Genomic DNA, 22,457 nt, shown 5'->3' with positions numbered 1-22,457 from the left:
CGCAAGACGATGGGTCGGCCTCCTCAGAGGTCTGCGACACGGTCATCGTCGATTGCGTGGTCCGGCGGATCGGCGGCCGGAAGAGCCACCCGGGGTTTCACCGGGTCCTGTTGTATGACCCCGCTCGTACATCAACCGTGTGGTACGATGCAATAACCTAGCGGCGCCCAGTGGGGACCGCTCGGGCAAGATCGGCCTCAACGTCCTTACCGCTGCATCGGCCCCGCCGAGACGTCGGCCGGTAGCGGTAGCGAACGCCAGAAGCTCATGCCTGGCGTTCGTCTCGTTTCCCGACCCGGCGAGATGGGGGGGGGGGGGGGGAAGAGCTCTAACGCGCCTTCCGGGGGGATGTGGAACGCGACAGGGACGACCTGAAGCGGGACGGAAAGCTGACGATATGGTTACTTGTACTCCCAGGAGCGGCCAGCGCGTTCGCACCTTTCACCGAAGGAATGATGCGTGAGGTGGCGAAGGATGTGACCTTCCGGACCATCGAACGGGCCAACCATTGGGTGCCGGCGGAGAACGCCAAGGCGCTCGGCAGCGCCATCACGGATTTCCGGTAGGAAGGCTTATGTCCGCTTACGGGCGACGGAAGCGTCCGGCCGAGCGGCAAAGTTGGGTCGATAGCTGTCCGTCCGTCAGCTGGTGTGAGGCAAGGTTTTGGCTGCTGCCTTGAGAGCGCCTAACAGAACCGCTTGATCTGGTTGAGTGTGATGAGGCTGGCAGCGAGGCTGGTGAAGGCTTCGTAGATGTCGGCGCGTCGCTCGTAGCGGACTGGCAAGCGCCGGAAGCGATTGAACCAAGCGTGCGTGCGCTGCACCACCCATCGGTGCCGGCCCAGCCTCTCGCTGCTCTCGATGCCGCGGCGTGCGATGCGCGGTACAATCCCACGTGCCCGGCACTCGTGTCGGCGCGGTCGAGCGTCGTAGGCTTTGTCGGCGTGCAGTTTGTCCGGGCGGTGTCGCGGCCGGCCCCGCCGACCGTTGCGCACGGGTGGGACGGCATCGAGGGTCGGTGCCATCATCACGCTGTCGTGCCGGTTGGCCCCACTCAGGCAGACGCCGAGCGGCGTACCACGCGCGTCGGTGACGAGGTCGCGCTTCGTGCCCGCCTTGCCCCGGTCCGTCGGGTTCGGGCCGGTGGCAGAGCCCCTTTTTTGGCCGGGACAGAGGCGCTATCCAGGCTCGCTCGGCTCCAATCGATCTGCCCCGCCCCGTGCAGGCGCTCCAAGAGCACTTGATGTAGGCGCGCCCACACGCCGGCCGCCTGCCAGTCCCGTAAGCGCCGCCAGCAACTCATCCCGCAGCCGCAGCCCATCTCCGCTGGCAGCATCTCCCACGGAACGCCTGAGCGCAGCACGAACAGAATGCCGGTCAACGCAGCTCGGCTCTCGATCGGCCGACGGCCGCCTTTTGGACGTGGGCGGGGCGGCGGCAGAAGCGGCGCAATCTCGGTACAGAGATCATCGGGCAGAAGCGGACGAGCTATCACCACTAACGCCCACCCACACAATCCGTATCCGTTCTGTTATGCACTCTAAGTTGAATCCGCCAACCTGCAGTGAGCTACGTCGGCGGGGGTAAGCTTAGCGCTTGGTCCGCCTGCGCGGCCGGGCATGTCGCTGGCGCCTCGTTCGATGCAGACTTGGGCGGAAAATTCGGTTTTAATCGCATGTTCGGTCCGGGACGCGATCTGGGACCGCACGTATGCGCGGCCCTCACGTGCTCTGCCCGTCGCCGCGGGGTCGCCACCCGGGACGACGGTGACCCTGCCGGGCTTCCCGTCGCAAGAGACGATCTCCGCCTGGGCACTCGTCAACGGCGCCCTAAGATGGGCCATCCGCGCGTGGACCGACGGCAAGCCCGCGGCCGGGAAAACGCTCCACCGCGAGCTCGTGGACCGCTACCTCTACCTCGTGAAGGGCCTGCCCGAGGCCCGGGGCGTCCTGGGCACGGCGGCCGCCGCGGCGACGACGTTCACCGTGACAAAGAACGGCTCGACCGTCGCGACCCTGGCCTTCGCGGCAGGCTCCAAGGTGGGGGGCTGGACGATGGCGGCGGACACGTTCTGCGTGCCCGGGGACGTCCTCGCGGTCGTGGCGCCGGCGACCCAGGATGCGTCGGCCGCCGACCTGACCGCGGTGTTCTCGGGCACCCAGACCTGAGGCACGCCGGGGATACGTGCTTCCCGGACTTTTCGTTACAGAACCGGGGCGCTGCCGTTACGAAGGCATGAAGTAACGGGGCGCTACCTTACCGTACGTCCACCCGCTGCAGGGGTATCCGAAACCTGGGGAATACGAACGAAGCGCCCAGGGTTTCTTTTACCACGGGGGGAATCGGCGCTTGCGGGCGATTCGGCGAGCTGAGATCGTCTCCTCATCCAGGGAGGCCGCCATGACCGCACACACCGTAGCCCAGACCTTCGACAGCGGCTTCCAGCGCCTGGCCGTGGCCGCCTTCAACATCCACCAGGACCGCATTGAGGCGCAGGCCGAAGCCGCCCTCAATCAGCGCACCCGGAACCTCGACGCGGTCGGGAAGGTAGCCGCCCGGGTTCGCCGGAATGCCGACCGCATCGAGGCACTGGAGGCCGACAACGCCAGGCTCCGGGCCGAGCTCAGCGCCATGCGGATGCGGGCCCTGCGCGCCGAGGGGAGCCTCGACGACGTGAAGGGTGCGCTCCGGACGCTCCGGGGAACGCGCGCGGCATGACGGGATGCCCTCGCGGCACGACGTCGTGCGCACAGATGCTGACAGTGTGCGCAGAGATGCGCACAGGGGAAGGCACAAGAGGTTTCTTGCCGAAATGATGTGGCGGGGTGTCGCACCCTGACGCAGGCAAAAAGAGAGGGCCGCCCCGGCACTTGGGGCGGCCCTCTTCCGTTTCGGCGTGGCTCGCTCGCTCAAGCAGCCAGGGCGGTGGGCTCCGGCTGGTCGTCGATGAGATCCTGGAGGATCTCCAGGGCGTGGGCCCGCTGGTCCTCCGGTGACGGGGCGGCCGGGGCCTCGGCGGCGCATTTCCCGACGAGGACGATGCGGTCACCGACCCGGGCGAAGCCTTTACCCACGCGGGCCTCGCGGCAGAGTGGCAAGTCGGCGATGGGGCGCTCGCCGAGGACGTGCTCGCCGATCCGCTTGGCGCCGTGCTGCGTCAGCCGCTGCAAGTCGGCGGCCGAGAGCTTGGCGATCCAGCGGGCGATGTCCTCCGGCAGGCGCGTCATGTCGGGGGCCGGGTGGCGGCCGTTGGAGAGCGTCGCCAGGGCGTAGTCGAAGGCGACGCGCCCGGCGTCGACGTCCAAGTCCGGCAGGGCGGCCTTCCCGGCGGATTCGGGGGCTGCCGCGACGCGCTCAAGGGCGTCCTCGATGTCGGCGCCGGGCGGGGGCGTCAGGTTCGGGAAGGCGGACCGCACGATCCACTTGCCGCCTTCCCACACCAGCTTCGTGGCCGCGGCCATCGCCGCCAGCACCCAAGCCATCATCTTCGCTACCGTGCGCATCGTCGTGTCCCTTCCCGATTTCGTGGTCCCGCCTCCATTTTCGACGGGCCGATGCATAGAACCAGGGCCGCACGTACGGTCAGGCGGCCGACCTGATCGCCTCGGCCGCGGCGACGGCCTCGGGGCTGTCGGAGGGGGCCACGGGCAGGCCGGCGTCCTGCATCTCCGCGAGCGACGGGCCGCGCACCCAGATCTGGCGGGCGGTGACTTTCTCGACGATGGCCCAATACCCGCGCCACTCCGACCCCGTGCCAGCCTCGTAGCCGTGGCCCTCCGGCATGCGAATCCGCGTCGTGCTGAAATCGAGGCCGGAGCCCAGCACGAGCCGGTGGTGTCGCCGTGCCAGGGCGCCCTCGGGATCGAGCTCGTCGGCTGCGTCCGCCATAGTCACGCCCGTGAGAGCGCCGTCGGCTTCCAGGCGGTAGACAGCGTGCCGGCCGCCCCAGGGCCCGTCGCCCGGCGCAGACATCCCCGCCGGCGTCGCCACGAGGAGCGTCCCGGGCTCGGCGTCGACTTCATAGACGCCCGCGCGCGCGAGGCCCGTACCCTCGTAGCGGACGGCCCGGATCGGGCGGCCGTTGCAGACGTGCCCGCGCTCCCGCGAGGCAAGATGGGCGGTCCAGAGCCAAGTGTCGTGGGGGAGCCTTGCCGTGATCACTGTAGCCTCCAAAGAAAACTTTCGAAGTTTCTAAAACAACCCGCTTGACTCATTTCACCAGTATTGGGATATTTGCCAGGCTAGAGGCGAAAAGATAATTACATAATACCTCTTGGCAAAACGCATTTCCAGGCTTATTACTAGAGCATCGAGGCGAGGCCCTTAGGCCTGCCCGTTATTCCCCCTGAGAAATACGTTGCCGGCTCGGCCGGCCGAGGAGGCTTGCCTATGGCGCACTCGAACGAGGAGGGCGCTCGCGCCGCGTCCGTCATCACGCCACCTGAGGCGGTCGCGGCATTGCGGGCGGCGGTCGCGGCGGCCGGTAGCCAGAAGAGGTTCGCCTGCGCACACGGGCTGTCGCAGTCTGATGTCAGCTCCGCCCTTCGGGGCCGCCGCCCGCCGGCGCCCGGCATCCTGGATGCCCTTGGGATCTCATGGGCACTCGTCCGGCGCGGGGGGCAGGCCTGATGTCGGTCCGCACCTCATTCGGCGACGAGCTCGTCTCCTTGGACGCGCGCGAGACCCGGGCCCGCCTCGCCGAGGCCATGGCCGCCGTCAAAGCCCACCCCTGCTGGGCCGAGGGCTCGAAGGGCAAGGCGTTGCAGGACGCCGTGTCGGGCGTGGAGTTCGAGCTCCTCAATACCGCACGCGGCGCGATCCAGCGCCTCGATGAGGCGCTGAAGGCGGCCGACTTCACGCCCGTCCCCACGACGCTCGCCGAGGCCCACGCCGACATCGTGGCCGGCCTCGACGCCGATGCGCCGCCCCCGCCGGTGAGGCAGTCCCCGCCGCCGGCGCCCCTCGGCGGCCCCCGCATCCAGGTCCCCCCGCCGAGGCCGCGCCTGCCGCCGCGGCCCTAGGCATCCCCGTCGACGCGCCAGGCGGTCAGTGGCGCCAATCGAAAAACACCACTTCCAGACCCGAGGCATCCGAAATGATCAAGAGAAAGTACGCGCTCTTCCAGACGCCGTTCGACGAACGTTGTTACGATTGGGAAGACAAGTCCTTCTACAGACCGAATGGTCGCCCGAAATCGCAGTGGGTCTACCGGCTGCACGAAATCCAGGAGAGCCTCCACACAAGCCGTGGATGGTATGTGTGGATCAACTATCGGCTCCACCGAGCCAACACGCTGACAGAAGCCTGCGACCGCATCGACACCTTCTACAACCGACGGGCCGGACAGCGCCGTCGGTGGGCCGAGGCCAAGACGAAGCCGGTCCGGCGACCGCTGCCGACCGTCCGCATCAACCTCAACGAATTCCTCGCCGAGATCCTCGCGCGTCCCGCGGCCTAAGGCATCCCCGTCGACGCGCCAGGCGGTCAGTGGCGCTCCCCCGATTCCGAGCATCCCCCAGAACAGGAGAGCGCCCCGTGCGCCAGCACCCCCAGACAATCCCGGCCGTCGCCATCGCCCTCGAACGCGATGCCGGTCTGCACTCGGACAAGGCGCTCGTCGAGCGCGCCGCCGAGGTCATCGACTACCTCGCCCGGCGCGGCTTCGAGATCGTGCCGAAGCCCGGGCAGGGATGGGCGCCCCGGTTCGACGAGGCACGCCGGACGGGCGACTGGCGCGGTGTTTCCGACGCCGACTGGATCGCATGGATGAACGTCCTGCGCCAGAGCGATCCCGCCGCCGCGGCCGCCGCCGCGGCGGAGTTCCTGCCGACCTACGAAACCCTCGCCCGCCTGCACGGTCTCTTCGTCCGGGCTGATGGCACGGTGACACCGATGGACAAGGCCGCCGTCGAGGCCGGGATGATCGCCATCGTCGAGCGCGACATCGGCCCGGTTGGAGTGACGCTGGATCGCGGCCTGACCGTGGAACTGCCCGCTGGTGCCGAGATCTCGGCGCCGGCCTCCGATCCAGACGAGGACGAGGAGCCCGAGAAGGACGACTGGGGCGTCCGCGAGCACCGCGCTGACGAGATGGCAGCGTGCCACGGGTGCCGCGTCGAACTCTCCGGCATCGACGACCCCAACTTGCCCCTGACGTACGACGACGATCTGCGCACGTATGCAGTCGTGACGGAGCGTTCGACCGGGCTCCTCGTGGGCCTAGTGGAGTGCTGGCAGAGCGAGGACGGCGACTGGATCGTGCCGCGCTCATGGCTGGTGATCACGCTCTCGGCCTGGGACGCCAAGAGCATGCCGAAGAGTGCCGCCTGATGCGCACCGTCAACATCAACTTCGACGACGGCTTCTCCTTCGAGAGCATCGACATCGACGCGGTCACGGGCGTTGCCAAGGTCAAGGGCGGCTACGTCCGCATCATCCATGTTAAGGCGGCGCGGGAGTACACCGTGCCGGTGAAGCTCGATACGTCCCCCGAGGACGCGTTGCGGCTCGCCGCCGCGATCATGGACTGGGACACCGGCATGATGGCTCGGGCAGACGATCCCTACCAAGCGAAGTGGTCGGGCGTCGGCCCCCGGCAGATCATCCGCGCCTTCTTACCCCGCATGTATCAGTCTGAGTTCCGCGACCTGTTCGTGGACACTTACGACCTCCACGGGGATATCCTCTGATGCGCGCCTTCCTCAGCCTCACCTGTGGCGGCCCCGGGCGGGTCGCCGTCAGCGCGGCCTTCGCGGTCACATGCGCATTCCTCCTCGCCGGCAACGGCGGAGATCTCGTCCGGGCGGCCTGGTACGCCTTCCTCTGGCTGGGCGCGTTCGCCCTGGCCTTCGGCACACTCGCATTCGTCGCGGCCGCCACCGGCGTCGCCGACGGGACCCCCACCCCCGCGCCGAAGGAGGCCGACAATGGGTAGCCTCGTCCGTTCCGTGGCTCGGGCACAAGCCCGCGCGCGTTCCGCCAAGGCCGCCTCCACCCCGACCATCGTCATCGGCAAGCCCTACGAGGCGCCGGTGATCAAGGCTGACAAGGGGCTCCTCGGGGGGGGCGTGCAATCGCACGGACTGCCAGGCCCCCGGAGCGACGTGGGTCCACGCGCACAACGGGGCGCACTATTGCCGGTCCTGTGCGATGGAGATCAACCGGTGGGCGAGACGCGACTTCGGCACGTCTCCGCTGAAGCCGGTTGAGCCTCGTCACTGCGACGACTTCATCGAGGACCCGGCCCAGCCCGAGTGCCTGCGCGGTTTCCTGGCCTACCACCGGCTCCCCGCCGCGGCGAAGTACCCGACCGGCGACGCCGACTATGACGCCAAGATGGAGGCGCACCTGGGGTGCCCCATGTGGCGCGACCCCGTCCCGGTGCTGTTCGCAAGCTATGTCGGCCGGCGCGTCCGGGTCGTCATGGCGTCCCGGTTCGGCGACGTCGGCATCACCACCCACCTCGATGCCGAGCACAGCTACGACCAGCGTGTCGCCGTCGAGAACCTCTCCAACTTCTCAGAGGCACCCTGATGCGCGCCGTTCTCCCCCTTCGCCTGCCGCCCCGGCTGCCCCCGGTCGTCCGCGGTGCCTGCGCCGTCGTCAGCCAGGCTGAGGCCGTGCTGCCCGAGCCGGTCGCCCCGGCGCCGGCCGCGGACGCCCCGCTGCAGGAGGTCCTCGCTGATCAAGCGGCGGCGCTCGTCGCGACCGCGGACCCCGCCACGCTGGAGGCCGCCCGTCGCGAAGCCCGGGGCGTGCGCCTCGTCGAGGCCCTCGACGGCGTGCTCCGGGACAATCCCCTCGACGAGAAAGGGCTCCTGATCGACGGGCAGCCCCCGAAGGAACACGAGCATGCCCGGGCCCTCGGCCGGCGGGCCGCCCGATGCGCGGGGTCGGCCGCCCGCTTGAGGGCGTACCTCCGTGCCGATTGGCACCCCCGGCACAGCGAGCTCGTCGCACTGCACGGGCGGCTCTCCGCCGAGGGGGATCGCCTCATGCGCGAATCGAGGGGGCACGCGTAGGAGGCGCCCTGGTGCCTTGCTTGGTCGTACGTACGCTGGTCCTCGGGACGGGCCGAGGGCCCGCAGGGACAGGGGACGGGACATGGCATTCAGCAGGACGCCCTACGCGGACAAGATCGCAGCGGGCATGTCGGCGGTTGGCGGCGACCGGCATTTCGCACCGGGAGCCGCCTACCGCGCCGGCGGATTCGATGAGTGGGCGTGGATGAGGGAGACGAACCGCCTCCTGAGGGATCTCAACCCCGGCTACGAAGTCGCCGTCCGGGTCTATCCCGGCGCACAGCGGCGGCGCGTCTGGGAGCTCCAGCACGGCGTCGGGGAAAACCCTAAGTTCGTGACGGTCCTGACCGCCATGCTCCAGCCGGAGCACACGTCAATACAGTCCCTGCAGGCCATGATCGACGTCTACGAGCAGGCCCGGAAAGCCGCGGCCCGGGAAGAGCTCGCCCGCCTCAACCCGCTGCCGGCGCCCTCATACGGCAAACGCCGCGCCCGGCCAGGAGCCGAGCCCGAGGAGGCCGCGGCCCCCGGCATGGGCCGCTGAGGCAGTCACCCCCGAAACCGAAGGGCCCCGGAGACGATCCGGGGCCCTTTTCATTCCGCCTCGTCCTCGGGGCGCTGCTCCTCGGGCGGGGTCGGCGTCGCGGCTAGGCGCTCCCGGATCTCGTGGAGGCCGACCGGCCTGAAGGCCCAGCAATCCACGCCGACGTCGCAGGACCGCGACGTCCCTGGCAGCCTGCCGTGGGAGTGCCCGTACAGGTGGAGCGCCCCGCGCCACGAGCCGGCCCATGTCCGCATGCCGTAGTGGCAGAGCACAAGCCGGGTGCCGTCGACGTGGACCGTCCGGAGCATCTCCGGCGCGCTCGCCCAGCCGAGCGACAGGTGCCTCGGCTTGTCGTGGTTGCCGATGACCAGGTGGATGTTGCCGCGCAGCCGCGAGAAGACCTCTTGGCAGCGCTCGGCCGAGGAGTTCATCGCGAAGTCGCCGAGGTGGAAGACTTCGTCGCCGGGGCGGACGACGCTGTTATGGGCGTAGACGAGGTCGTCGTCGTGGCGGGCGATGTCGTCCCAAGGGCGGCCCTCCATGGCGAGGATGCCCCGGTGGCCGAAATGCGTGTCGGCCGTGAACCAGCAGCGATGGGACGAGAACGTGGAACGCTTGGTCTTCATGATGGCAGCCTCCTTGAGGGGGGCTGCGCGCGCGGCGTCACGCCCCTGGGGGTGTCGGTCGGTTCGGGGCGTGGGCGCGTATTCGTTTCACCGGGGGCCTCTCGGGCGCTGGGGGAATCGGGATGATCGCAGCTCGCGACGTGCGATCAAGCTCGGTGCAGGGCGAACCGGCAGCGTGGTGAAGGAAGGGCTAACAGGATCTGCGGGGGCCGCATGCAGAATGTCCCCGGTGGATGAGTTTGAAGTCAGAATGCATGCCGCGCGCCGTTGATCCGCGCTCGCTTGTTCCTATTTTGTTCTCACGCGGAGGCGGGACATGCACGGCTACGAGGACGTCGCGATTTCGCCGGCCGGCGAGGAGCGAGACGCCCTGTGGCGCGCCCTAGCCGAGGACGTCGCCGAGGCGGCGGGGCCCCGCCGCGGTAGGGCTGGATTCGTGTCGGCCGAGCGCCTGGCCGACCTGGCGCGGGCGCTCGGCCGGGACCGGCGAGCTAAGCGGGGGCGAGCGTCCGGCGCGTGGTCGCGGGCTTCCTGACCGTGCGCGGCCGCGCCGGCGGCAGGGGCACGCGGGCGATGGCCTCGCGCTCTCGCTCGTAGGCCTCCAGGATCGCGGAGGACCACAAGGCCATCCCTTCCGCCTTGAGCGAGATCTTCTGAGCCCTGTCGTAATGAAGCCGGGTCACTGCGGCCGTCCGCTCGCGTTCTTCGGCGCGTCCGTCCACGTGGTCGAGGATGGCGGCCGCGGCGCCGCCCAACCGGCGCTCGCCGAGGAACGTGGCGAGCCCCCGCCGGACGTCGTGCGGGGTCCACCGCCGGATGCCATAGATCGCGAACAGATCTGGCTTCCCGGGGGCCGGCTTGCCCTCGCGCAGGCCCTGCAAGCGGCTGAGGAGCTGGTTGATGGCCAGATAGCTGACGTGGCCGTCCCCGCGGCGCGACGGGAACACCCACGGCGAGGGCGCATCCCTGTGCCAAGCGTCTTCCTGCCGGTAGCGCTCGATGAGGGCCCAGGCTTCCGGCGGGATGGGCAGACCGTGAGGCATCTCGCTCTTCATCACCGCGCCCGGCCAACCGACGGCGGTCCAGCCGGGCATCTCGTTGGAGAACTGGGGGACGCACGAGCTCACCTGGGTCGTGACAAGCGCGCCGGTGCGCTGGGCGGTCAGGACGACGGCCCACAGGGCCCCCAGCAGCCCGGCTCCGGTCCTGTGCTCGGTCTGCCCGAGGGACCGATGGCGCTCGGCGACGGCGAGGGTTCGGGCGAGCTCCTCGACGGTCGGGACGTGGTCCCGCGTGCCCGAGGCGTAGTCGACCGTGAGCCTGTCCCACCAGGGATGCTCCATGCGGACGAGCCGGCATCGCAGGGCCTGCTCCTTCCAGCCCCAGGTCATCGCGTCGCGGAACTGGCCGATCACCCGCTTGGCCGCGCTCCGCTTCGTGGTGCCGTCCTCCAGCAGCCGCTGCCGCACCCCGAGCATCACCTCCAGGTCCAGGGCGGCGACCGTCGTCATGGCTAGGCCGACGAGCTCGGGATGACGCAGGTAGCCCTCGTAGCTCGCGCGCCAGCGCCCTTCCTTGAGCTTGGGCAGCTTCCAGGCGAGGTACGCGTCGATCAGGTCACCGAGCACCCAGGGCCCGTGCTTCCGGCGCTCCTCGGCGGTCTGGCCCTCGGGCTCCTCTTCCGGCCATGCGGCATCCAAGGCGTCTTCGACGCTGCTGCCCCGGCGAATGGCCTCCTCGTAGATCCGGGTCTCCGCCTTGGGCTGGTGCAAACCGGGGACGGCGAGGCGGATGCGGTCGGCCTGGTCGCGTGCCTGCGCGAGGCTGATCACCGCGGCGTCGCCGATGCGGACGGTCCCGGACTTCGACTTCCGCATCCAGGTCGCCGAGTTCCGGGTCACCCGCAGGACGAGGCCGCTGCACTCCGTGTCGACGAGGTCGAGGCCGCGGCCGGGGACCTCGCCCTTCCGGATCATCGCCCGCGCCTTTGTCACGTGCCCAGCGGTGAGCGGCACGCGCTCCCGGGCGTACGAGCCCCTGCCACCCTCGACTGCCATTCGGTTCCTCCCGCTGGATACCACCGGGATACCACCTGACGCGAATCGGACCCGCAACCCCTCGGTTAATCCCGATGCGGCAGTTTCCCCTGTATATTGAGAGGGTTGGTTACCGAAACCCTGGGCAGATGGGGTACCATGCGGGTTGACAATTCAGCCTTCCAAGCTGAATACGAGGGTTCGATTCCCTTCACCCGCTCCATTCCAAAATCCGAAATCGCATCACGCGCTTAAGCGTAACCGGCCGGCCCTCCCCGGGCGTCGCGCGGCCGCCCCCTGCGCCGTGCAAGCTGCGTTCCCGGCCCCGCCGCGCCGCGGGCAGCCGGATGCGGGGCGGAGGCGTCGGCGGCTCGAGGCCAGGATCGCGGGCCGCCAGGAGCCCCGCCGGCCAGGCCCTCCCGGAGGACCGACGACCGCGGTGCGCGCCGGCTGTTTCTTGATGGACCCGGCGTTGTAAGACGGGCGCCGACGATCCGGACGGATGACGATGCCGTCCCCCCGTACGGCCGACATGACGACGTCTGACCCTCCCAACGATCCGGGTTCCCGCGGCGACGACCCCTTCGACGCGGAGGGACTTCGGCTGACTCTCGACGAAGCGGGCATCTGCGGCTGGGCTCTCGACGTCCGGACCGGGCGCGTCACGATCTTGCCGTCCTGCATCCGTCTGTTCGGGGTGCCGCCGGACCGCCTGACCTCCTTCGACGCGATGCAGGCCTTCGTGCATCCGGACGACCGCGCAGCCAGGGCGGACGCCATCGGGCGCGCGCTGGCGGAGGGCGGACGCTACGAGGTCGATTATCGGGCGGTGCATCCCGATGGACGCGTCCACTGGCTGCGTTCGCGCGGCCGCGTGCAGATCGGCGCCGACGGTCGACCGTGCCGCCACCGCGGCGTGGTCTTCAGCATTCACGAACAGAAGCAGGCCGACGAAGACCTGCGGGCGCGCGAGGCGCATCTGCGCTCGATCCTCGATACGGTCCCCGACGCCATGATCGTCATCGACGAGCAGGCGCAGATCAAATCGTTCAGCGCGGCGGCCGTGCGGCAGTTCGGCTACGGGCCGGACGAGATGGTTGGCCGGAATGTCAGCCTGCTGATGCCGGAACCCTATCGGAGCCAGCACGACGCCTACATGGCGCGCTACCGTTCGACCGGAGAACGCCGCATCATCGGCATCGGCCGCGTCGTGGTCGGCCAGCGCAAGGACGGCTCGACCTTCCCGATGGAATTGGCGGTCGGCGAGATGCGCTCGGGCGGCGTGCGCTACTTCACCGGCTTCATCCGCGACCTCACCGAACGGAACCAGACGGAGATGCGTCTGCAGGAGTTGCAGTCCGAGCTGGTGCACATGTCGCGCTTCACCGCCCTGGGCGAGATGGCATCGACGCTGGCGCACGAGATCAACCAGCCGCTGACAGCGATCGCGAGCTACCTCAAGGGCTGCCGCCGCCTCCTCGGGCGCATGGAAGGCCCGGAGGCGGCCCGGCTCTCCGACGCGGTGAACCAAGCGGCCGATCAGGCCCTGAGAGCCGGACAGGTGATCCGGCACCTGCGGGACTTCGTATCGCGCGGCGAGAACGAGCGGCATATCGAAAGCCTGCCCAAGCTGGTCGAGGAGGCGAGCGCCCTCGCCCTCGTCGGCGCCAAGGAGAAGGGCGTGCGCGTCCGCTTCGATCTCGATCCGGATGCGCCGCTCGTGCTGGCCGACCGGATCCAAGTGCAGCAGGTCCTGCTCAACCTCATCCGCAACGCGATCGAGGCCATGCAGGACGTGACCCGGCGCGAACTCGTCGTCGGGACGCGGGCGCGTCCGGCCGAAGGCCTGGTCGAGATACGGGTGTCGGATACCGGGACCGGCATCGCGCCCGAGATCGCCGAGCAGCTGTTCCAGCCCTTCGTGACGACGAAGGCGAACGGCATGGGCGTCGGCCTGTCGATCTGTCGAACCATCGTCGAGGCCCATGGCGGCAAGATCCAGGCCTGCCCGGGTCCGGACGGCGGAACGACCTTCCGCTTCACCCTGCGCACGCTCGACCGCGAGGAGATGGCTCATGTCGACTGACGCGCCCGTGCACATCGTGGACGACGATCTCGCGGTGCGCCAATCCCTCGCCTTCCTGCTGGCGACCGACGGACTGGCGGTCCAGGTCCACGACTCGGCGACCGCCTTCCTCGCCGCGGGGACCGACCGTGTCGGATGCATCGTCACGGACGTGCGCATGCCCGACATCGACGGCGTCGAACTGCTGCACCGCCTCCGGCAGAGAGGCCGGATGCCGCCCGTGATCGTCATGACAGGCCATGCGGACGTCGCGCTCGCGGTCGAAGCGATGAAGGCCGGCGCGGTGGACTTCATCGAGAAGCCCTTCGACGACGACGTTCTTCTCGCCAGCATCCGATCGGCCTTGGCGCGGGCGGATCGCGCCCGGACGCGCGACGCCGAGGGGGACGCGGTGCGGGCGCGCTTGGCCGCACTCAGCGAGCGCGAGCGCCAGGTCCTGGAAGGACTGGTCGCCGGCAAGGCCAACAAGGTCATCGGGCTCGATCTCGGCATCAGCCCGCGGACCGTCGAGATCTACCGGGCCAACGTCATGTCCAAGATGCAGGCGGGCAGCCTGTCCGAGCTGGTGCGCATGGCACTGATCGCAGAAAGCCTGGAGGGCGACTGAAGACCGACGCGCGTTGCGCCCCGTCGAGATGCCGATTCCGGGATGCCTCAGCGGACGGGCTTCGACGCAGGGGCTCGCTCTTCGAAGGCATCCCCAATGCCCTCTCGGCGCCCGCCCACAGCTGCTCGTAGGGCTGCAGGCCCGCCTCCGCGCCGACATCGGGTGGATCGGCGCACCGCAGTCACATCCGACCCCAGGGCGCTTGCCGGCTCCGGCGGTTCGCGTTCGCCGCGGGTCGGCGGTGCGCGGTCGATGCCGGATCGGGATCGGGGTTGGGCCAAATCTGCAGTTGATATGCATCAAGGCCGGAATGCGCCCCGGTTCTCACGATGCCGAGGTCGAGTGGAAGCGCAGCTTGCCATGCGCGGAGAAGCGAACACCGATCCCGGAACGGGTGACAGCAGCAAGGAGGCACCGCGCATCCGCACCATGTTCCAGCACACGCTCGAGCACGAAGTGCCGGCGGGGACGATCCTTTTCGCGCAGGGCGAGGTCCCGACCTTCCAGATCGTCGTCCTGTCGGGATCGGTTCAGCTCTTCGGACGATCCCGCGATGGCCGCGAGGTGCTCATCGAAGTCGTGAGGGCGCCGGACCTGTTGATCCCTGCCGCCGTCGTGACCGCATCGCCGTATCTGATGCAGGGGCGGGCTCCGGAGCCGACCCGCTTCCTGCTCATTCCGGCCGATGCGTTCCGCGACGCGGTGGAACGCAACCCGCATCTGGCGAAGGCGGTTCTGGAAACGCTCGCCGAGCAGTTCCGTCGGATGGTGCGGCAGACCAAGAATCTGAAGCTGCGCTCCGCGGCCGAGCGCGTCGGATGCCATATCCTCGTCCTATCCGAACGGCAGGGCACGCCGGACCGCGCGATCCTGCCCTACGAGAAGCACATGATCGCGTCCGAACTCGGGATGACGCGCGAGTCCTTCTCCCGCGCCCTCAAAGCCCTCACCAAGATCGGCATCGGCGTTGCGGGCCAGGAGATCGTCATCCGCGACCGCGCGCGACTGACCGCCGTCGCCAAGCCCGACCCCATGATCGATCTGCCTGCCTTCGACGACACCGGTCGCCGGACCCTGGCCCTGATCGAGCGGTTGAAGGGATAGGGACGGCAGGGCGGCCCGCGGCGTTCGACGGCGGACGCCCGTTCCGTCGGCACCGGGCGGTCCGGCGCCCGCACGCGCGATCACGGGAGGCGGCAGCGCCGTTCGCGGCGCCGCCGACACCCGGCTGTGGCGCCACGATCAGGCGACGCGCCGCACCTCGTCCTCCAGCAATTCGTCCGCCGGCCCGAAGAATTCGAAGCGGACCCGCTCGGCCGGGACGCCGTGGCGCTGCAGGCCGTTGACGAGCGCGGCCAGAAACGGCTTGGGACCACAGAGGTAGTAGACCGCTTCGGCCTGCGGCGTGTTCGCGACGAGCCAATCCGCCGTGATGAGACCCGCCTCGTCGTAATGCTCGCCACGCCGGTCCTGCGCGTCCGGCTGGGCGTAGAAGGTCCGGACGCGGATATGCGCGCGCCCCGAGGCTGCGGCGGCCGTTGCGTCCCGCAGCGCATGGACACGGCCGTTGAGGGCTCCGTGGACATACCAAGTCGGGCGCCCGGACATCTCATCCGCGATGGCGGCCAGCATGCTCACCATCGGCGTCAGTCCGACGCCGCCGCTGACCAGGACCACGGGGCCGTTCGTCGACCGGTCGAGGAAGAAGTCGCCCGCCGGCGGTGCCACGCGCAGGATCGTGCCGATGCCGGCCGCGTCGTGCAGCCAGTTCGAGACGACACCGGCCGGCGCACCGGGCGCGTTCTCGCGCTTGACGGTGATGCGGTAGACGCGGTCGTTCGGGGCACACGAGACCGAGTAATTGCGTTTCAGAACGCCCTGGCCTGGCAGGTCGAAGAGGAAGCCCAGGTATTGACCGGGCTGGTGGCGCAGCACGGCCCCCCCATCGACCGGCGCCAGCACGAAGGAGCGGATCGTCTCGCTCTCCTGGGTCACGCTCTCGATCTGGAACGCGCGCCAGCCGGTCCAGCCTCCAGGCTTTGCGGCGTGGTCGCGGTAGATGGCCGCCTCGCGCCCGATCAGGATCTCCGCCAGGAGCCAGTACGCGTCTCCCCAGGCCGCGCAGATCTCGGACGTCGCCGCATCGCCCAGAATGTCGCCGATCGCGCCGAGCAGCGCATCCGCGACGTGCGGATAGTGCTCGGGGAGGATGTTGAGCGCGACATGCTTCTGCGCGATGCGCTCCACCGCCCCGCCGAGAACGCTCAGATTGTCGATGTTGCGGGCATAGGCCAGCACGGCTTGCGCGAGGGCCTTCGGCTGCGAGCCCGCTGCCCCATGGTGCGACTGGTTGAAGAGGTCGCGCATCTCGGCGTTCTCGAACAGGCGCTCGTACATGCGCCGCGTGATGTCCAGGCCTCGCGCCTCCAGGGCGGGAATCGTGGCTTTGATGAGGGCGATGGTGGAGGGACTCAGCGGGGCAGGCATGGCGGTCCTCAAGATGCATATTACATGCACCTTATGACGGCCCATTTTTAAAGGTGCAATCGTCATGCACCTTAAGGGCTGTTACGGAGTTGACATGCGGCTGACCCGCTTCACCGATTACGGCCTGCGCACTCTGATCTATCTCGGCTCGCTGGGCCCCCGGCAGGGCTCCATAGCCGGCGTCGCGGCGGCCTACGGGATCTCCGAGCATCACTTGGTGAAGGTGGTGCATCAGCTGGGCCGGCTGGGATTGATCCGGACGACGCGCGGCCGGGGCGGCGGCTTGCTTCTGGGCCGGCCCGCGGACCAGATCCGCGTCGGAGACGTCGTGCGGGCCATGGAGGAGGATCTGGCGCTGGTCCCCTGCTTCGCCGGTGCGGCCTGTGCGATCACGCCCGCGTGCCGCCTCAAGGGTGTCTTGAACGAAGCGCTCGCCGCGTTCCTCGCGGTCCTCGACCGACATACCCTCGCCGACCTGCTGGAGCCGAATGCCGGGCCGGATCTCGCAGCCCTCCTGGGCATCGATCCCATGCCGTCGATCGACGAGCCCGCCTCGCGCATGCCTCGACGCCCCGTCGACCCGGTGCGTTGATCGACGGTTGCTCAGCCTCGACGCCGCGATGTGATCACCTACGCGATCGCAAGGCCGGACGCCCGCAGCATCGGAGCATGGGCGAGCGTCGGCGCGCTCCGGACGCGGGCTCGGAGCCCCACCGGATGCCGACTCGCCTCGGTGATCGCGGCGCAGTCGTCGCGATCGAAGCGGCAGGTCTTCACCTCTGCCGTCGCGGCTCCGGAGCCCAGGGCAGGACGGCACCGGCTTTAGGACCTCGCCCGGACGCAGGCTATAGTGCTTCTATACGATTTGATCTCTCGAACGCTTTGGGGCTGCCTGCGCGACGCCGATGGATAATTCGGCATTCAACCATCGATATCGAAAGGTCGCGATGATGAAGAATGTGCCAGAGATCCGCGAATTGACGGATGAAGAGATCGATTGTGTCGCCGGCGGCGTGAGCGACGACGCACTGTACGGGGCAGCGATCGGCCTCGCCGTGGCCAGCGTCGGCGCGCTGATCGCGGTGCCGACCATGGGAACGAGCACGACGCTCTGCGTGTGGGGGGCCTCCCTCGCCTCGTCGGCGCTCGCCTACAACATCGCGGCCCAGTAGCGCGGCCTGAACCCGGCGGCCCGCCGGAACCGGAGAGGGTCTGCTGACGGAGCGGCCCTCTCCAAGGACCGAGGCTTCGACGGGCACCCGAACGGGCGCAGGGTCTTCGGCCGGCCGGCGCCTACGCGAGGGGGGCCGACCCGGCGCGGGACGCCTCCTGTCCGCAGCCGGCGCAACGCGCGGTCGGCCGAACGCGTCGGCCGCTGTGTCGACCGGCCCATCACGGCCAGGGGCGCAGCCCATCCGCATCGCGCCCGGCCCCGTCAGGCGACACCCGTGAAGAAGGTGGCGTAGCCGTCCTCGTGCACGCGGGCGAGATAGGCGCGGTACGGTGCGAAGCCCGGCTCCTCGGGTCCGATGCGCCCGTAGCCGAACGCGCCGGCCTGCTCCGGAAGCAGCGCCAGGGGCGCCGCGGCGGGGGTCAGCTGGGTGCCGCGCCCCGCATGGAGCGTCGTCAGGACCCCGTACATCTCGCCCTGGATGTTCGGGCGGCACAGGACCGCCAGGCGGTGCTGCCCGTGCCAGTTGGTCACCAGATAGATCATGCCCGACTGGCTCGGCACGGCGACGCTGCCGGATTGCGCGAAGGGGGCGTCGAGCCGCTCGGCCTCGCGGAACACGAGGCGAGCCGACTCCGGGTCCCAGGCGATCTCGGTGCGGTAGGCGAAGATCGCGCCGGCCGTCCCGAAGGAGGGCCGCAGGGTGAGATAGCGCCCCTCGATCCAGGCCACGCTCTCCCGGGAATAGGAGCCGAGTTCGTCGGGCGCGTGACGGGCCGTCTCCGGAGCCGGTCGCCCCGGTTCCTGGCGGAGGGATTGGCCCAGGGCCTCCTCCAGCCGGATCGTCGTCGCCAGGGTGAAGGGCCGGCGGCCGGCAAGCGCCTTCTCCAGGGTCGAGATGCTGATCCGGGCCTCTTCGGCCAGCGTCTGCCGGGAGATCCGCCGGCGGGCCAGCGCCTCGCGCACGGTCTGGGCAATGGCGCGGCTCTGCGCCTCGGACAGTTCGATCTCGCTCACAGGCACGGCTCGCGCGGGCTTGATCCGGACAGATCCGCACGAAACCGCACAATTGCGCAAGCGCGGCCAAGCTGGCCATCCACGGCGGCCCGTCAGGAACGCCCCGCCTCCGACGCCAGCTCCGTCTCGACGATCAGCCGGAGCGGTCCGGCCCGCAGCGCCTCCAGGGGCCAGCAGGTGACGAGGTCGAGATGCCGGCCGGCCGCCTGCGGGTCGATGCCCGAGGCGTCCCACCGCGCCACCCGCGTGCCGGTGACGCGGAAATGCCGGGTCCGGCCGTCGCGGCCCGTCACCGTGACGGGATCGCCGGGCCCGAGGCGCCCCAGCACCGCGAACTGCGTGTCGCGGTGGGCGGCGAAGATTGCGGTGCCGGGCGCGCCGGCCTCCGGCGTACCGTCCAGATGGCCCGGGCCGAAGGCCAGGGCCTGGCCGCTCCCGCCCCGCAGCACCACGAAGCTGCGGCCCGCGACGGTGAGGCGGGCGACCGGCTCGGTGTCGGCCCAGGGCCAGGGCTTGGCGGGGTGCCCCTCGGCCAGCGTGCGGGCGAAGGCGCGCTCCAGCAGCACCTGCGCCAGGGCGGCCTTGGCGGGGATCCAGGCGGCCTGCGCCGCCAACCCGAGCCCCCCGAGGGTGAGGAGGGCCGCGAGGGCCCTCCCCAGTCCGGATACCGGGGAGCGGCTCATCGCGCGTCCCCGATCAGCCGGACGCCGCGCCGCTGCAGGCCAGCGCCCAGCAGGAGGCCCAGGAGGGCGAGGAGCAGGCCCAGGCCGAGCTGCGCCAGGATCCCGGCCCCGGTTTGCGGGAGGTCGACGCCCGCCTCGCCGGCATGGATCGGCACGATCCGGGCGGCCTTGTCGTCGGCGGGCGCTTCGCCGCTCCGGTCCGTGCCGAACACCTTGGCGAAGTCCCAGCCCGCCGGCAGGTTCAGCGGCAGGTCGGCGGCGACGAGGGGCGTGCCCGGCGCCCGGCGGGGCGTGGCGTCGATGGCCACGAGGCTGGTCAGCCGCGTCGTCAGGCCGTGCTCCAGGGCCAGCGCCAGGATGGTGGCGTCGGCCGCCTCCGCGCCGAGGCGTCCGGTGATCCGCGCGGTCTCGGTCTCGCCGATCCGGGAGCGCGCCCAGACCTTGGAGATGCCGGCGCCCGTGCCGGCCGCGGCGAGGGGCAGGGTCCGGGTCCAAGTCCGGCCGCCCACCCGGCCCGAGACGGTCACGGTCCCGTGGGCGATCCCCTCGGCCGCCTCCGGCAGCTGCGCGGCGAAGACCAGCGGCTCGCCGCGATACAGGTCGGGCAGCGCGCCCGGCGTGACGGCGACGCCCGGGACCGAGAAGGTCGCGGTCAGGTCGGTGACGGCGGGGGATTCCAGCTTCTCGTAGAGCGCGCGGGTCCGTTCGCCGACCAGGGCGAGGTCGCGGATCTCCGTGAAGCTGCCGCGGCCGATCTCGGCGGCGTGACGCATCAGGTGGCCGTTGGGCGCCGAGCCGATGCCGACCATGAACAGGCGCGTGCGCCCGAGATTGGCGTGGATCGCCGCGAAGATCCGCTCCTCGTCGCCGACGGCCCCGTCGGTGAGGAACACGACCTGGCGCACGCGCCCGTCCTCCGGATGGGGATCGGCCAGGGCCGCCTTGAGCGGCGCCAGCATCTCGGTGCCGCCTCGGGCCTCCAGGGCGGCGACGAAGCGCTCGGCTTCCGCCAGGGCCGCCCGCGTCGCCGGGACCGGCTCGGGATGCAGCGCGTCCCAGGTGTCGTCGAAGCGGATGACGTTGAAGCGGTCCTGCGGCGTCAGACGCGCGAGGCCGGCCAGCAGCCCGGCCTTGGCCTGCCGCATCGAGGCGCCGGACATCGAGCCGGAATTGTCGATCACGAAGGTGACGTCGCGCGCCGGCCGGGTGGCCGCGTCGGGCTCGAGCGCCGGCGGGTTCACGGCGGCCAGCAGGTAGGTCCGGCCGGCCACGGTCTCGCGGAACAGGCCGAGGCCGGGCACCCGGCTCGGAGCGGGCTCCCAGGTCAGCTCGAGGTCGCGGTCGGCCGGCACGACGCCGTCGGCCAGCGTGACGGTGCGCGCCTCCGGGCCGGTCTCGGTCACGCGGATCGCGTGGGTGGCGCTGCGGACGGCGCCGACGGCGAAGCCCGCCTGGAGCCGCACGGTGACGGCGACCGGGTTGGTCGGCGGGGACAGGGCCGGGTCGAGCACCGGCGGGCTGATCCGGGCGCGATCCGGAACCGGGTCGCGGGCCGCCTCGGCCACGCCGTCGAGGGAGACCGCGTCCACCGCGGCGGGGGCGGGAGTGTAGCGGGGCGCCACCACCAGCGGCAGGCGCAGCGTCCGCGTCTCGCCGGAGACGGGGATCGTCTGCTGATAGGTAATCTGGACCACCACCGTCTCGCCGGGGCCGATATTGGCGACCGCGTTGGTGAAGATGTTGGGCCGCTCCTGCGCGGTCAGGGCCGCCGACTGCCCGGCCGCCTTCGCGGCCTCGTAGGCGCGCTTGGCCGCCGCCCGCTCGCGGATGTCGGCCACGATCACGCGGTTGCCGACGACGAGCTTCATCCCGTCGACGGCCGCGTCTTCCGGCAGGGGGTACACGTAGGTGCCCTCGACCCAGTCCGCCGTGGTGTTGCGGAAGGCCTGGGTGACCGTGGCCCGGGCGGTCGGGCCGCTGACATCGACGCTGATGTCGGTGGCAAGCTGGACGGCCTCGGCCGGCGCGGCGCCGGCCGGCCCGCGCAGCATCAGGCCGCCCCGCGCCGGCCCCGGCGCCGCGTGGGCCGAGGCGAGCATGATGAGGAGCGCCAGCAGCGCGAGGAAGAGCGGTGACAACGCGGCGTTGCGGGGGGGCTCGACCGCGGGTCGTGGAGCGAAGAACGGCATCGGGGAAACCTCCTGCGCCGGCGGATCGGGGCCGGCTCGCCGCTGAAGCTCCCGCGCCCGCCCCTCGGCCGCCACGAGAAGCTTCGCCCTTTTCCAGGCTCGGCCCGCACCGGCCGGCCGCGCCGCGGCGGATCTGTGCGGAGCCGGTGCGGAGCTGTGCGCCCGGCGGCGCGTCCTGACGGATCCGCCGTCGCCTTGACATATGCGCAACCTGCGTCTTAGTTATGCTCAACCTGAGTAGAAATCGAGCGATGACCGAATCCGAGTTCCTGGCAGGCTACGATCCTGCGGCCTACGAGCGGCCCGCCCTGGCGGTGGATCTCGTCCTGCTGGGGATCCGGGCGGGGCGGCTCGCCGCTCTCCTGCTGCGGCGGAGCCAGCAGCCGCAGGCGGGCCTCTGGGCCCTGCCGGGCGGATTCGTGGGCATCGCCGAAACCCTCGACGCCGCCGCGGAGCGCGTCCTGCGCGACAAGGCCGGGATCGGGCGGGCGCGGCTCGAGCAGCTCTACACCTTCGGTGCCGTGGACCGGGATCCGCGGATGCGCATCGTCTCGGTCGCCTATCTGGCGCTGCTGCCGGAGGCGGCCTTCGCCGAGGCCCTGGCGGGCGGCGCCGCGCTGACGGCGGCGACGCTGGTCGTGCCCTGGGCGGGCGAGGCCGGCGGCCCGGTCTCGGCCGTCACGGAGGACGGCGCCCCCCTCGCCCTCGCCTTCGACCACGCCGACATCCTGGCGCTCGCCGTGAAGCGGCTGCGCGGCAAGCTCGACTACACGGATGTCGGCTTCGCGCTGCTCCCGGAGCACTTCACCCTCCGCCAGCTCCAGGACGTGCACGCGGCGATCCGCGGCGCGCCCCTCAACAAATCCGCCTTCCGCCGCCGCATGCGCGACCGGGGCTGGATCGCGCCGACGGGCGCCCGCGAGGCCGGGACGGCGTTCCGCCCCGCCGAACTCTTCCGCTTCGACAGGTCGGGTCAGTTTTGAGGAGACCA

At 70.4% G+C, this 22,457-nt stretch carries 25 protein-coding genes and 1 other annotated feature; of the genes, 16 read left to right on the top strand and 9 right to left on the bottom strand.

Features of this window, described 5'->3' with window-relative positions; all coding sequences use genetic code 11:
* Positions 1 to 55: 55 nt before the first annotated feature.
* Positions 56 to 111: a sequence feature (sul1 is cis-regulatory element that is thought to sense ions involved in sulfur or methionine metabolism; They are found in Alphaproteobacteria), on the bottom strand.
* Between the two features lie 574 nt (positions 112 to 685).
* Positions 686 to 1,491, bottom strand: a protein-coding gene (locus tag BM396_RS28410; protein ID WP_091995219.1) for an IS5 family transposase whose coding sequence is annotated in 2 segments (ribosomal slippage) — positions 686 to 1,161 and positions 1,161 to 1,491 — 807 coding nt in all. Because the reading frame shifts where the segments join, the coding sequence is not laid out codon by codon here.
* Between the two features lie 274 nt (positions 1,492 to 1,765).
* Here BM396_RS28410 and BM396_RS28405 point away from each other — a divergent pair.
* Together BM396_RS28405 and BM396_RS28400 are read left to right on the top strand one after the other, a co-directional pair.
* On the top strand, positions 1,766 to 2,167 hold the full coding sequence (locus BM396_RS28405) for a hypothetical protein (RefSeq protein WP_043386800.1): 402 nt from the start codon (positions 1,766 to 1,768) through the stop codon (positions 2,165 to 2,167).
* Positions 2,168 to 2,399: 232 nt separating this feature from the next.
* The gene (locus BM396_RS28400; protein WP_043386797.1) at positions 2,400 to 2,717 is read left to right on the top strand and encodes a hypothetical protein; all 318 of its coding nucleotides are present in this window, start codon (positions 2,400 to 2,402) and stop codon (positions 2,715 to 2,717) included.
* 191 nt (positions 2,718 to 2,908) lie between these two features.
* On the opposite strand, the gene BM396_RS28395 is transcribed toward BM396_RS28400, so the two are convergent.
* Entirely contained in the window at positions 2,909 to 3,502 is a 594-nt protein-coding gene (locus BM396_RS28395; protein WP_043386794.1) for a hypothetical protein, read from the bottom strand.
* A 79-nt stretch (positions 3,503 to 3,581) separates the two neighbouring features.
* Positions 3,582 to 4,160 (bottom strand): hypothetical protein, encoded by a 579-nt coding sequence (locus BM396_RS28390; RefSeq protein WP_043386791.1) that lies wholly within the window; start codon positions 4,158 to 4,160, stop codon positions 3,582 to 3,584.
* 467 nt (positions 4,161 to 4,627) lie between these two features.
* Between BM396_RS28390 and BM396_RS28380 the strand changes: the two genes are divergently transcribed.
* From BM396_RS28380 to BM396_RS28345, 8 genes are all read left to right on the top strand, one after another.
* The gene (locus tag BM396_RS28380) at positions 4,628 to 5,020 is read left to right on the top strand and encodes a hypothetical protein (protein WP_139239561.1); all 393 of its coding nucleotides are present in this window, start codon (positions 4,628 to 4,630) and stop codon (positions 5,018 to 5,020) included.
* A gap of 74 nt (positions 5,021 to 5,094) precedes the next feature.
* On the top strand, positions 5,095 to 5,457 hold the full coding sequence (locus tag BM396_RS28375; RefSeq protein WP_043386781.1) for a hypothetical protein: 363 nt from the start codon (positions 5,095 to 5,097) through the stop codon (positions 5,455 to 5,457).
* 77 nt (positions 5,458 to 5,534) lie between these two features.
* Positions 5,535 to 6,329 (top strand): hypothetical protein, encoded by a 795-nt coding sequence (locus tag BM396_RS28370; RefSeq protein WP_043386778.1) that lies wholly within the window; start codon positions 5,535 to 5,537, stop codon positions 6,327 to 6,329.
* Positions 6,329 to 6,688: a hypothetical protein gene (locus tag BM396_RS28365; RefSeq protein ID WP_043386775.1), complete on the top strand. Its 360-nt coding sequence runs from the start codon at positions 6,329 to 6,331 to the stop codon at positions 6,686 to 6,688. The genes BM396_RS28370 and BM396_RS28365 overlap by 1 nt, the downstream gene beginning before the upstream one ends.
* Positions 6,688 to 6,933, top strand: coding sequence for a hypothetical protein (locus BM396_RS28360; RefSeq protein WP_043386772.1), 246 nt, complete (start codon positions 6,688 to 6,690; stop codon positions 6,931 to 6,933). The genes BM396_RS28365 and BM396_RS28360 overlap by 1 nt, the downstream gene beginning before the upstream one ends.
* Positions 6,934 to 7,148: 215 nt before the next feature.
* Positions 7,149 to 7,532 (top strand): hypothetical protein, encoded by a 384-nt coding sequence (locus BM396_RS28355; protein WP_043386769.1) that lies wholly within the window; start codon positions 7,149 to 7,151, stop codon positions 7,530 to 7,532.
* On the top strand, positions 7,532 to 8,020 hold the full coding sequence (locus BM396_RS33030; RefSeq protein WP_043386767.1) for a hypothetical protein: 489 nt from the start codon (positions 7,532 to 7,534) through the stop codon (positions 8,018 to 8,020). Before BM396_RS28355 ends, BM396_RS33030 begins: the two co-directional genes overlap by 1 nt.
* A gap of 82 nt (positions 8,021 to 8,102) precedes the next feature.
* Positions 8,103 to 8,564, top strand: coding sequence for a hypothetical protein (locus tag BM396_RS28345; protein ID WP_043386764.1), 462 nt, complete (start codon positions 8,103 to 8,105; stop codon positions 8,562 to 8,564).
* A 50-nt stretch (positions 8,565 to 8,614) separates the two neighbouring features.
* Here the strand turns inward: BM396_RS28345 and BM396_RS28340 are convergent, their stop codons facing one another.
* Positions 8,615 to 9,190 carry a metallophosphoesterase family protein gene (locus BM396_RS28340; RefSeq protein WP_043386761.1) on the bottom strand — a complete coding sequence of 192 codons (576 nt, stop codon included), beginning with the start codon at positions 9,188 to 9,190 and terminating at the stop codon, positions 8,615 to 8,617.
* Positions 9,191 to 9,681: 491 nt separating this feature from the next.
* Positions 9,682 to 11,247, bottom strand: coding sequence for an integrase family protein (locus BM396_RS28330; RefSeq protein WP_043386758.1), 1,566 nt, complete (start codon positions 11,245 to 11,247; stop codon positions 9,682 to 9,684).
* 511 nt (positions 11,248 to 11,758) lie between these two features.
* Between BM396_RS28330 and BM396_RS28320 the strand changes: the two genes are divergently transcribed.
* The 3 genes from BM396_RS28320 (at position 11,759) to BM396_RS28310 (ending at position 15,023) form a co-directional block, all read left to right on the top strand.
* Positions 11,759 to 13,312: a PAS domain-containing sensor histidine kinase gene (locus tag BM396_RS28320; protein WP_043386818.1), complete on the top strand. Its 1,554-nt coding sequence runs from the start codon at positions 11,759 to 11,761 to the stop codon at positions 13,310 to 13,312.
* A complete protein-coding gene (gene fixJ / locus BM396_RS28315; RefSeq protein WP_043345590.1) occupies positions 13,302 to 13,919 on the top strand; it encodes a response regulator FixJ in 618 nt (205 codons plus the stop codon). Before BM396_RS28320 ends, fixJ begins: the two co-directional genes overlap by 11 nt.
* 162 nt (positions 13,920 to 14,081) lie before the next feature.
* Positions 14,082 to 15,023: a cyclic nucleotide-binding domain-containing protein gene (locus BM396_RS28310; protein WP_244538985.1), complete on the top strand. Its 942-nt coding sequence runs from the start codon at positions 14,082 to 14,084 to the stop codon at positions 15,021 to 15,023.
* Positions 15,024 to 15,161: 138 nt separating this feature from the next.
* Here the strand turns inward: BM396_RS28310 and hmpA are convergent, their stop codons facing one another.
* Positions 15,162 to 16,406, bottom strand: coding sequence for an NO-inducible flavohemoprotein (gene hmpA / locus BM396_RS28305; RefSeq protein ID WP_043386755.1), 1,245 nt, complete (start codon positions 16,404 to 16,406; stop codon positions 15,162 to 15,164).
* Between the two features lie 94 nt (positions 16,407 to 16,500).
* On the opposite strand from hmpA, the gene BM396_RS28300 reads away from it, so the two are divergent.
* On the top strand, positions 16,501 to 16,998 hold the full coding sequence (locus BM396_RS28300; RefSeq protein ID WP_043386753.1) for an Rrf2 family transcriptional regulator: 498 nt from the start codon (positions 16,501 to 16,503) through the stop codon (positions 16,996 to 16,998).
* A gap of 313 nt (positions 16,999 to 17,311) precedes the next feature.
* Positions 17,312 to 17,578, top strand: a complete 267-nt coding sequence (locus BM396_RS28295) for a hypothetical protein (RefSeq protein WP_043345609.1) — start codon at positions 17,312 to 17,314, stop codon at positions 17,576 to 17,578.
* A 263-nt stretch (positions 17,579 to 17,841) separates the two neighbouring features.
* On the opposite strand, the gene BM396_RS28290 is transcribed toward BM396_RS28295, so the two are convergent.
* The 3 genes from BM396_RS28290 to BM396_RS28280 all read right to left on the bottom strand — a co-directional run bounded on the left by BM396_RS28290 (position 17,842) and on the right by BM396_RS28280 (position 21,466).
* The gene (locus tag BM396_RS28290) at positions 17,842 to 18,594 is read right to left on the bottom strand and encodes a helix-turn-helix domain-containing protein (protein ID WP_043386750.1); all 753 of its coding nucleotides are present in this window, start codon (positions 18,592 to 18,594) and stop codon (positions 17,842 to 17,844) included.
* Positions 18,595 to 18,686: 92 nt separating this feature from the next.
* Positions 18,687 to 19,277, bottom strand: coding sequence for a class GN sortase (locus BM396_RS28285; RefSeq protein WP_043353988.1), 591 nt, complete (start codon positions 19,275 to 19,277; stop codon positions 18,687 to 18,689).
* Complete coding sequence (locus tag BM396_RS28280; protein ID WP_043386749.1) at positions 19,274 to 21,466, bottom strand: marine proteobacterial sortase target protein; 2,193 nt, start codon at positions 21,464 to 21,466, stop codon at positions 19,274 to 19,276. The genes BM396_RS28285 and BM396_RS28280 overlap by 4 nt, the downstream gene beginning before the upstream one ends.
* Positions 21,467 to 21,717: 251 nt before the next feature.
* Here BM396_RS28280 and BM396_RS28275 point away from each other — a divergent pair, with 251 nt between their 5' ends.
* Positions 21,718 to 22,449 carry an NUDIX hydrolase gene (locus tag BM396_RS28275; RefSeq protein WP_043386747.1) on the top strand — a complete coding sequence of 244 codons (732 nt, stop codon included), beginning with the start codon at positions 21,718 to 21,720 and terminating at the stop codon, positions 22,447 to 22,449.
* The last annotated feature ends 8 nt before the right edge of the window (positions 22,450 to 22,457 follow it).

The organism is Methylobacterium sp. UNCCL125 (assembly GCF_900116795.1).
Classification (GTDB): Bacteria; Pseudomonadota; Alphaproteobacteria; order Rhizobiales; family Beijerinckiaceae; genus Methylobacterium; species Methylobacterium fujisawaense.
The sequence above is the reverse complement of the archived record's forward strand: the minus strand, read 5'-3'. Positions and strand labels throughout refer to the sequence as shown.

Excerpts from the sequence above, each read along its gene's own strand:
- BM396_RS28300 (WP_043386753.1), top strand. The coding sequence starts at position 16,501 with ATGCGGCTGACCCGCTTCACCGATTACGGCCTGCGCACTCTGATCTAT.
- BM396_RS33030 (WP_043386767.1), top strand. The coding sequence starts at position 7,532 with ATGCGCGCCGTTCTCCCCCTTCGCCTGCCGCCCCGGCTGCCCCCGGTC.
- hmpA (WP_043386755.1), bottom strand. The coding sequence starts at position 16,406 with ATGCCTGCCCCGCTGAGTCCCTCCACCATCGCCCTCATCAAAGCCACG.
- BM396_RS28375 (WP_043386781.1), top strand. The coding sequence starts at position 5,095 with ATGATCAAGAGAAAGTACGCGCTCTTCCAGACGCCGTTCGACGAACGT.
- BM396_RS28395 (WP_043386794.1), bottom strand. The coding sequence starts at position 3,502 with ATGCGCACGGTAGCGAAGATGATGGCTTGGGTGCTGGCGGCGATGGCC.
- BM396_RS28360 (WP_043386772.1), top strand. The coding sequence starts at position 6,688 with ATGCGCGCCTTCCTCAGCCTCACCTGTGGCGGCCCCGGGCGGGTCGCC.
- BM396_RS28280 (WP_043386749.1), bottom strand. The coding sequence starts at position 21,466 with ATGCCGTTCTTCGCTCCACGACCCGCGGTCGAGCCCCCCCGCAACGCC.
- BM396_RS28355 (WP_043386769.1), top strand. The coding sequence starts at position 7,149 with ATGGAGATCAACCGGTGGGCGAGACGCGACTTCGGCACGTCTCCGCTG.
- BM396_RS28285 (WP_043353988.1), bottom strand. The coding sequence starts at position 19,277 with ATGAGCCGCTCCCCGGTATCCGGACTGGGGAGGGCCCTCGCGGCCCTC.
- BM396_RS28345 (WP_043386764.1), top strand. The coding sequence starts at position 8,103 with ATGGCATTCAGCAGGACGCCCTACGCGGACAAGATCGCAGCGGGCATG.
- fixJ (WP_043345590.1), top strand. The coding sequence starts at position 13,302 with ATGTCGACTGACGCGCCCGTGCACATCGTGGACGACGATCTCGCGGTG.
- BM396_RS28275 (WP_043386747.1), top strand. The coding sequence starts at position 21,718 with ATGACCGAATCCGAGTTCCTGGCAGGCTACGATCCTGCGGCCTACGAG.
- BM396_RS28365 (WP_043386775.1), top strand. The coding sequence starts at position 6,329 with ATGCGCACCGTCAACATCAACTTCGACGACGGCTTCTCCTTCGAGAGC.
- BM396_RS28380 (WP_139239561.1), top strand. The coding sequence starts at position 4,628 with ATGTCGGTCCGCACCTCATTCGGCGACGAGCTCGTCTCCTTGGACGCG.
- BM396_RS28320 (WP_043386818.1), top strand. The coding sequence starts at position 11,759 with ATGACGACGTCTGACCCTCCCAACGATCCGGGTTCCCGCGGCGACGAC.
- BM396_RS28340 (WP_043386761.1), bottom strand. The coding sequence starts at position 9,190 with ATGAAGACCAAGCGTTCCACGTTCTCGTCCCATCGCTGCTGGTTCACG.
- BM396_RS28400 (WP_043386797.1), top strand. The coding sequence starts at position 2,400 with ATGACCGCACACACCGTAGCCCAGACCTTCGACAGCGGCTTCCAGCGC.
- BM396_RS28295 (WP_043345609.1), top strand. The coding sequence starts at position 17,312 with ATGGATAATTCGGCATTCAACCATCGATATCGAAAGGTCGCGATGATG.
- BM396_RS28330 (WP_043386758.1), bottom strand. The coding sequence starts at position 11,247 with ATGGCAGTCGAGGGTGGCAGGGGCTCGTACGCCCGGGAGCGCGTGCCG.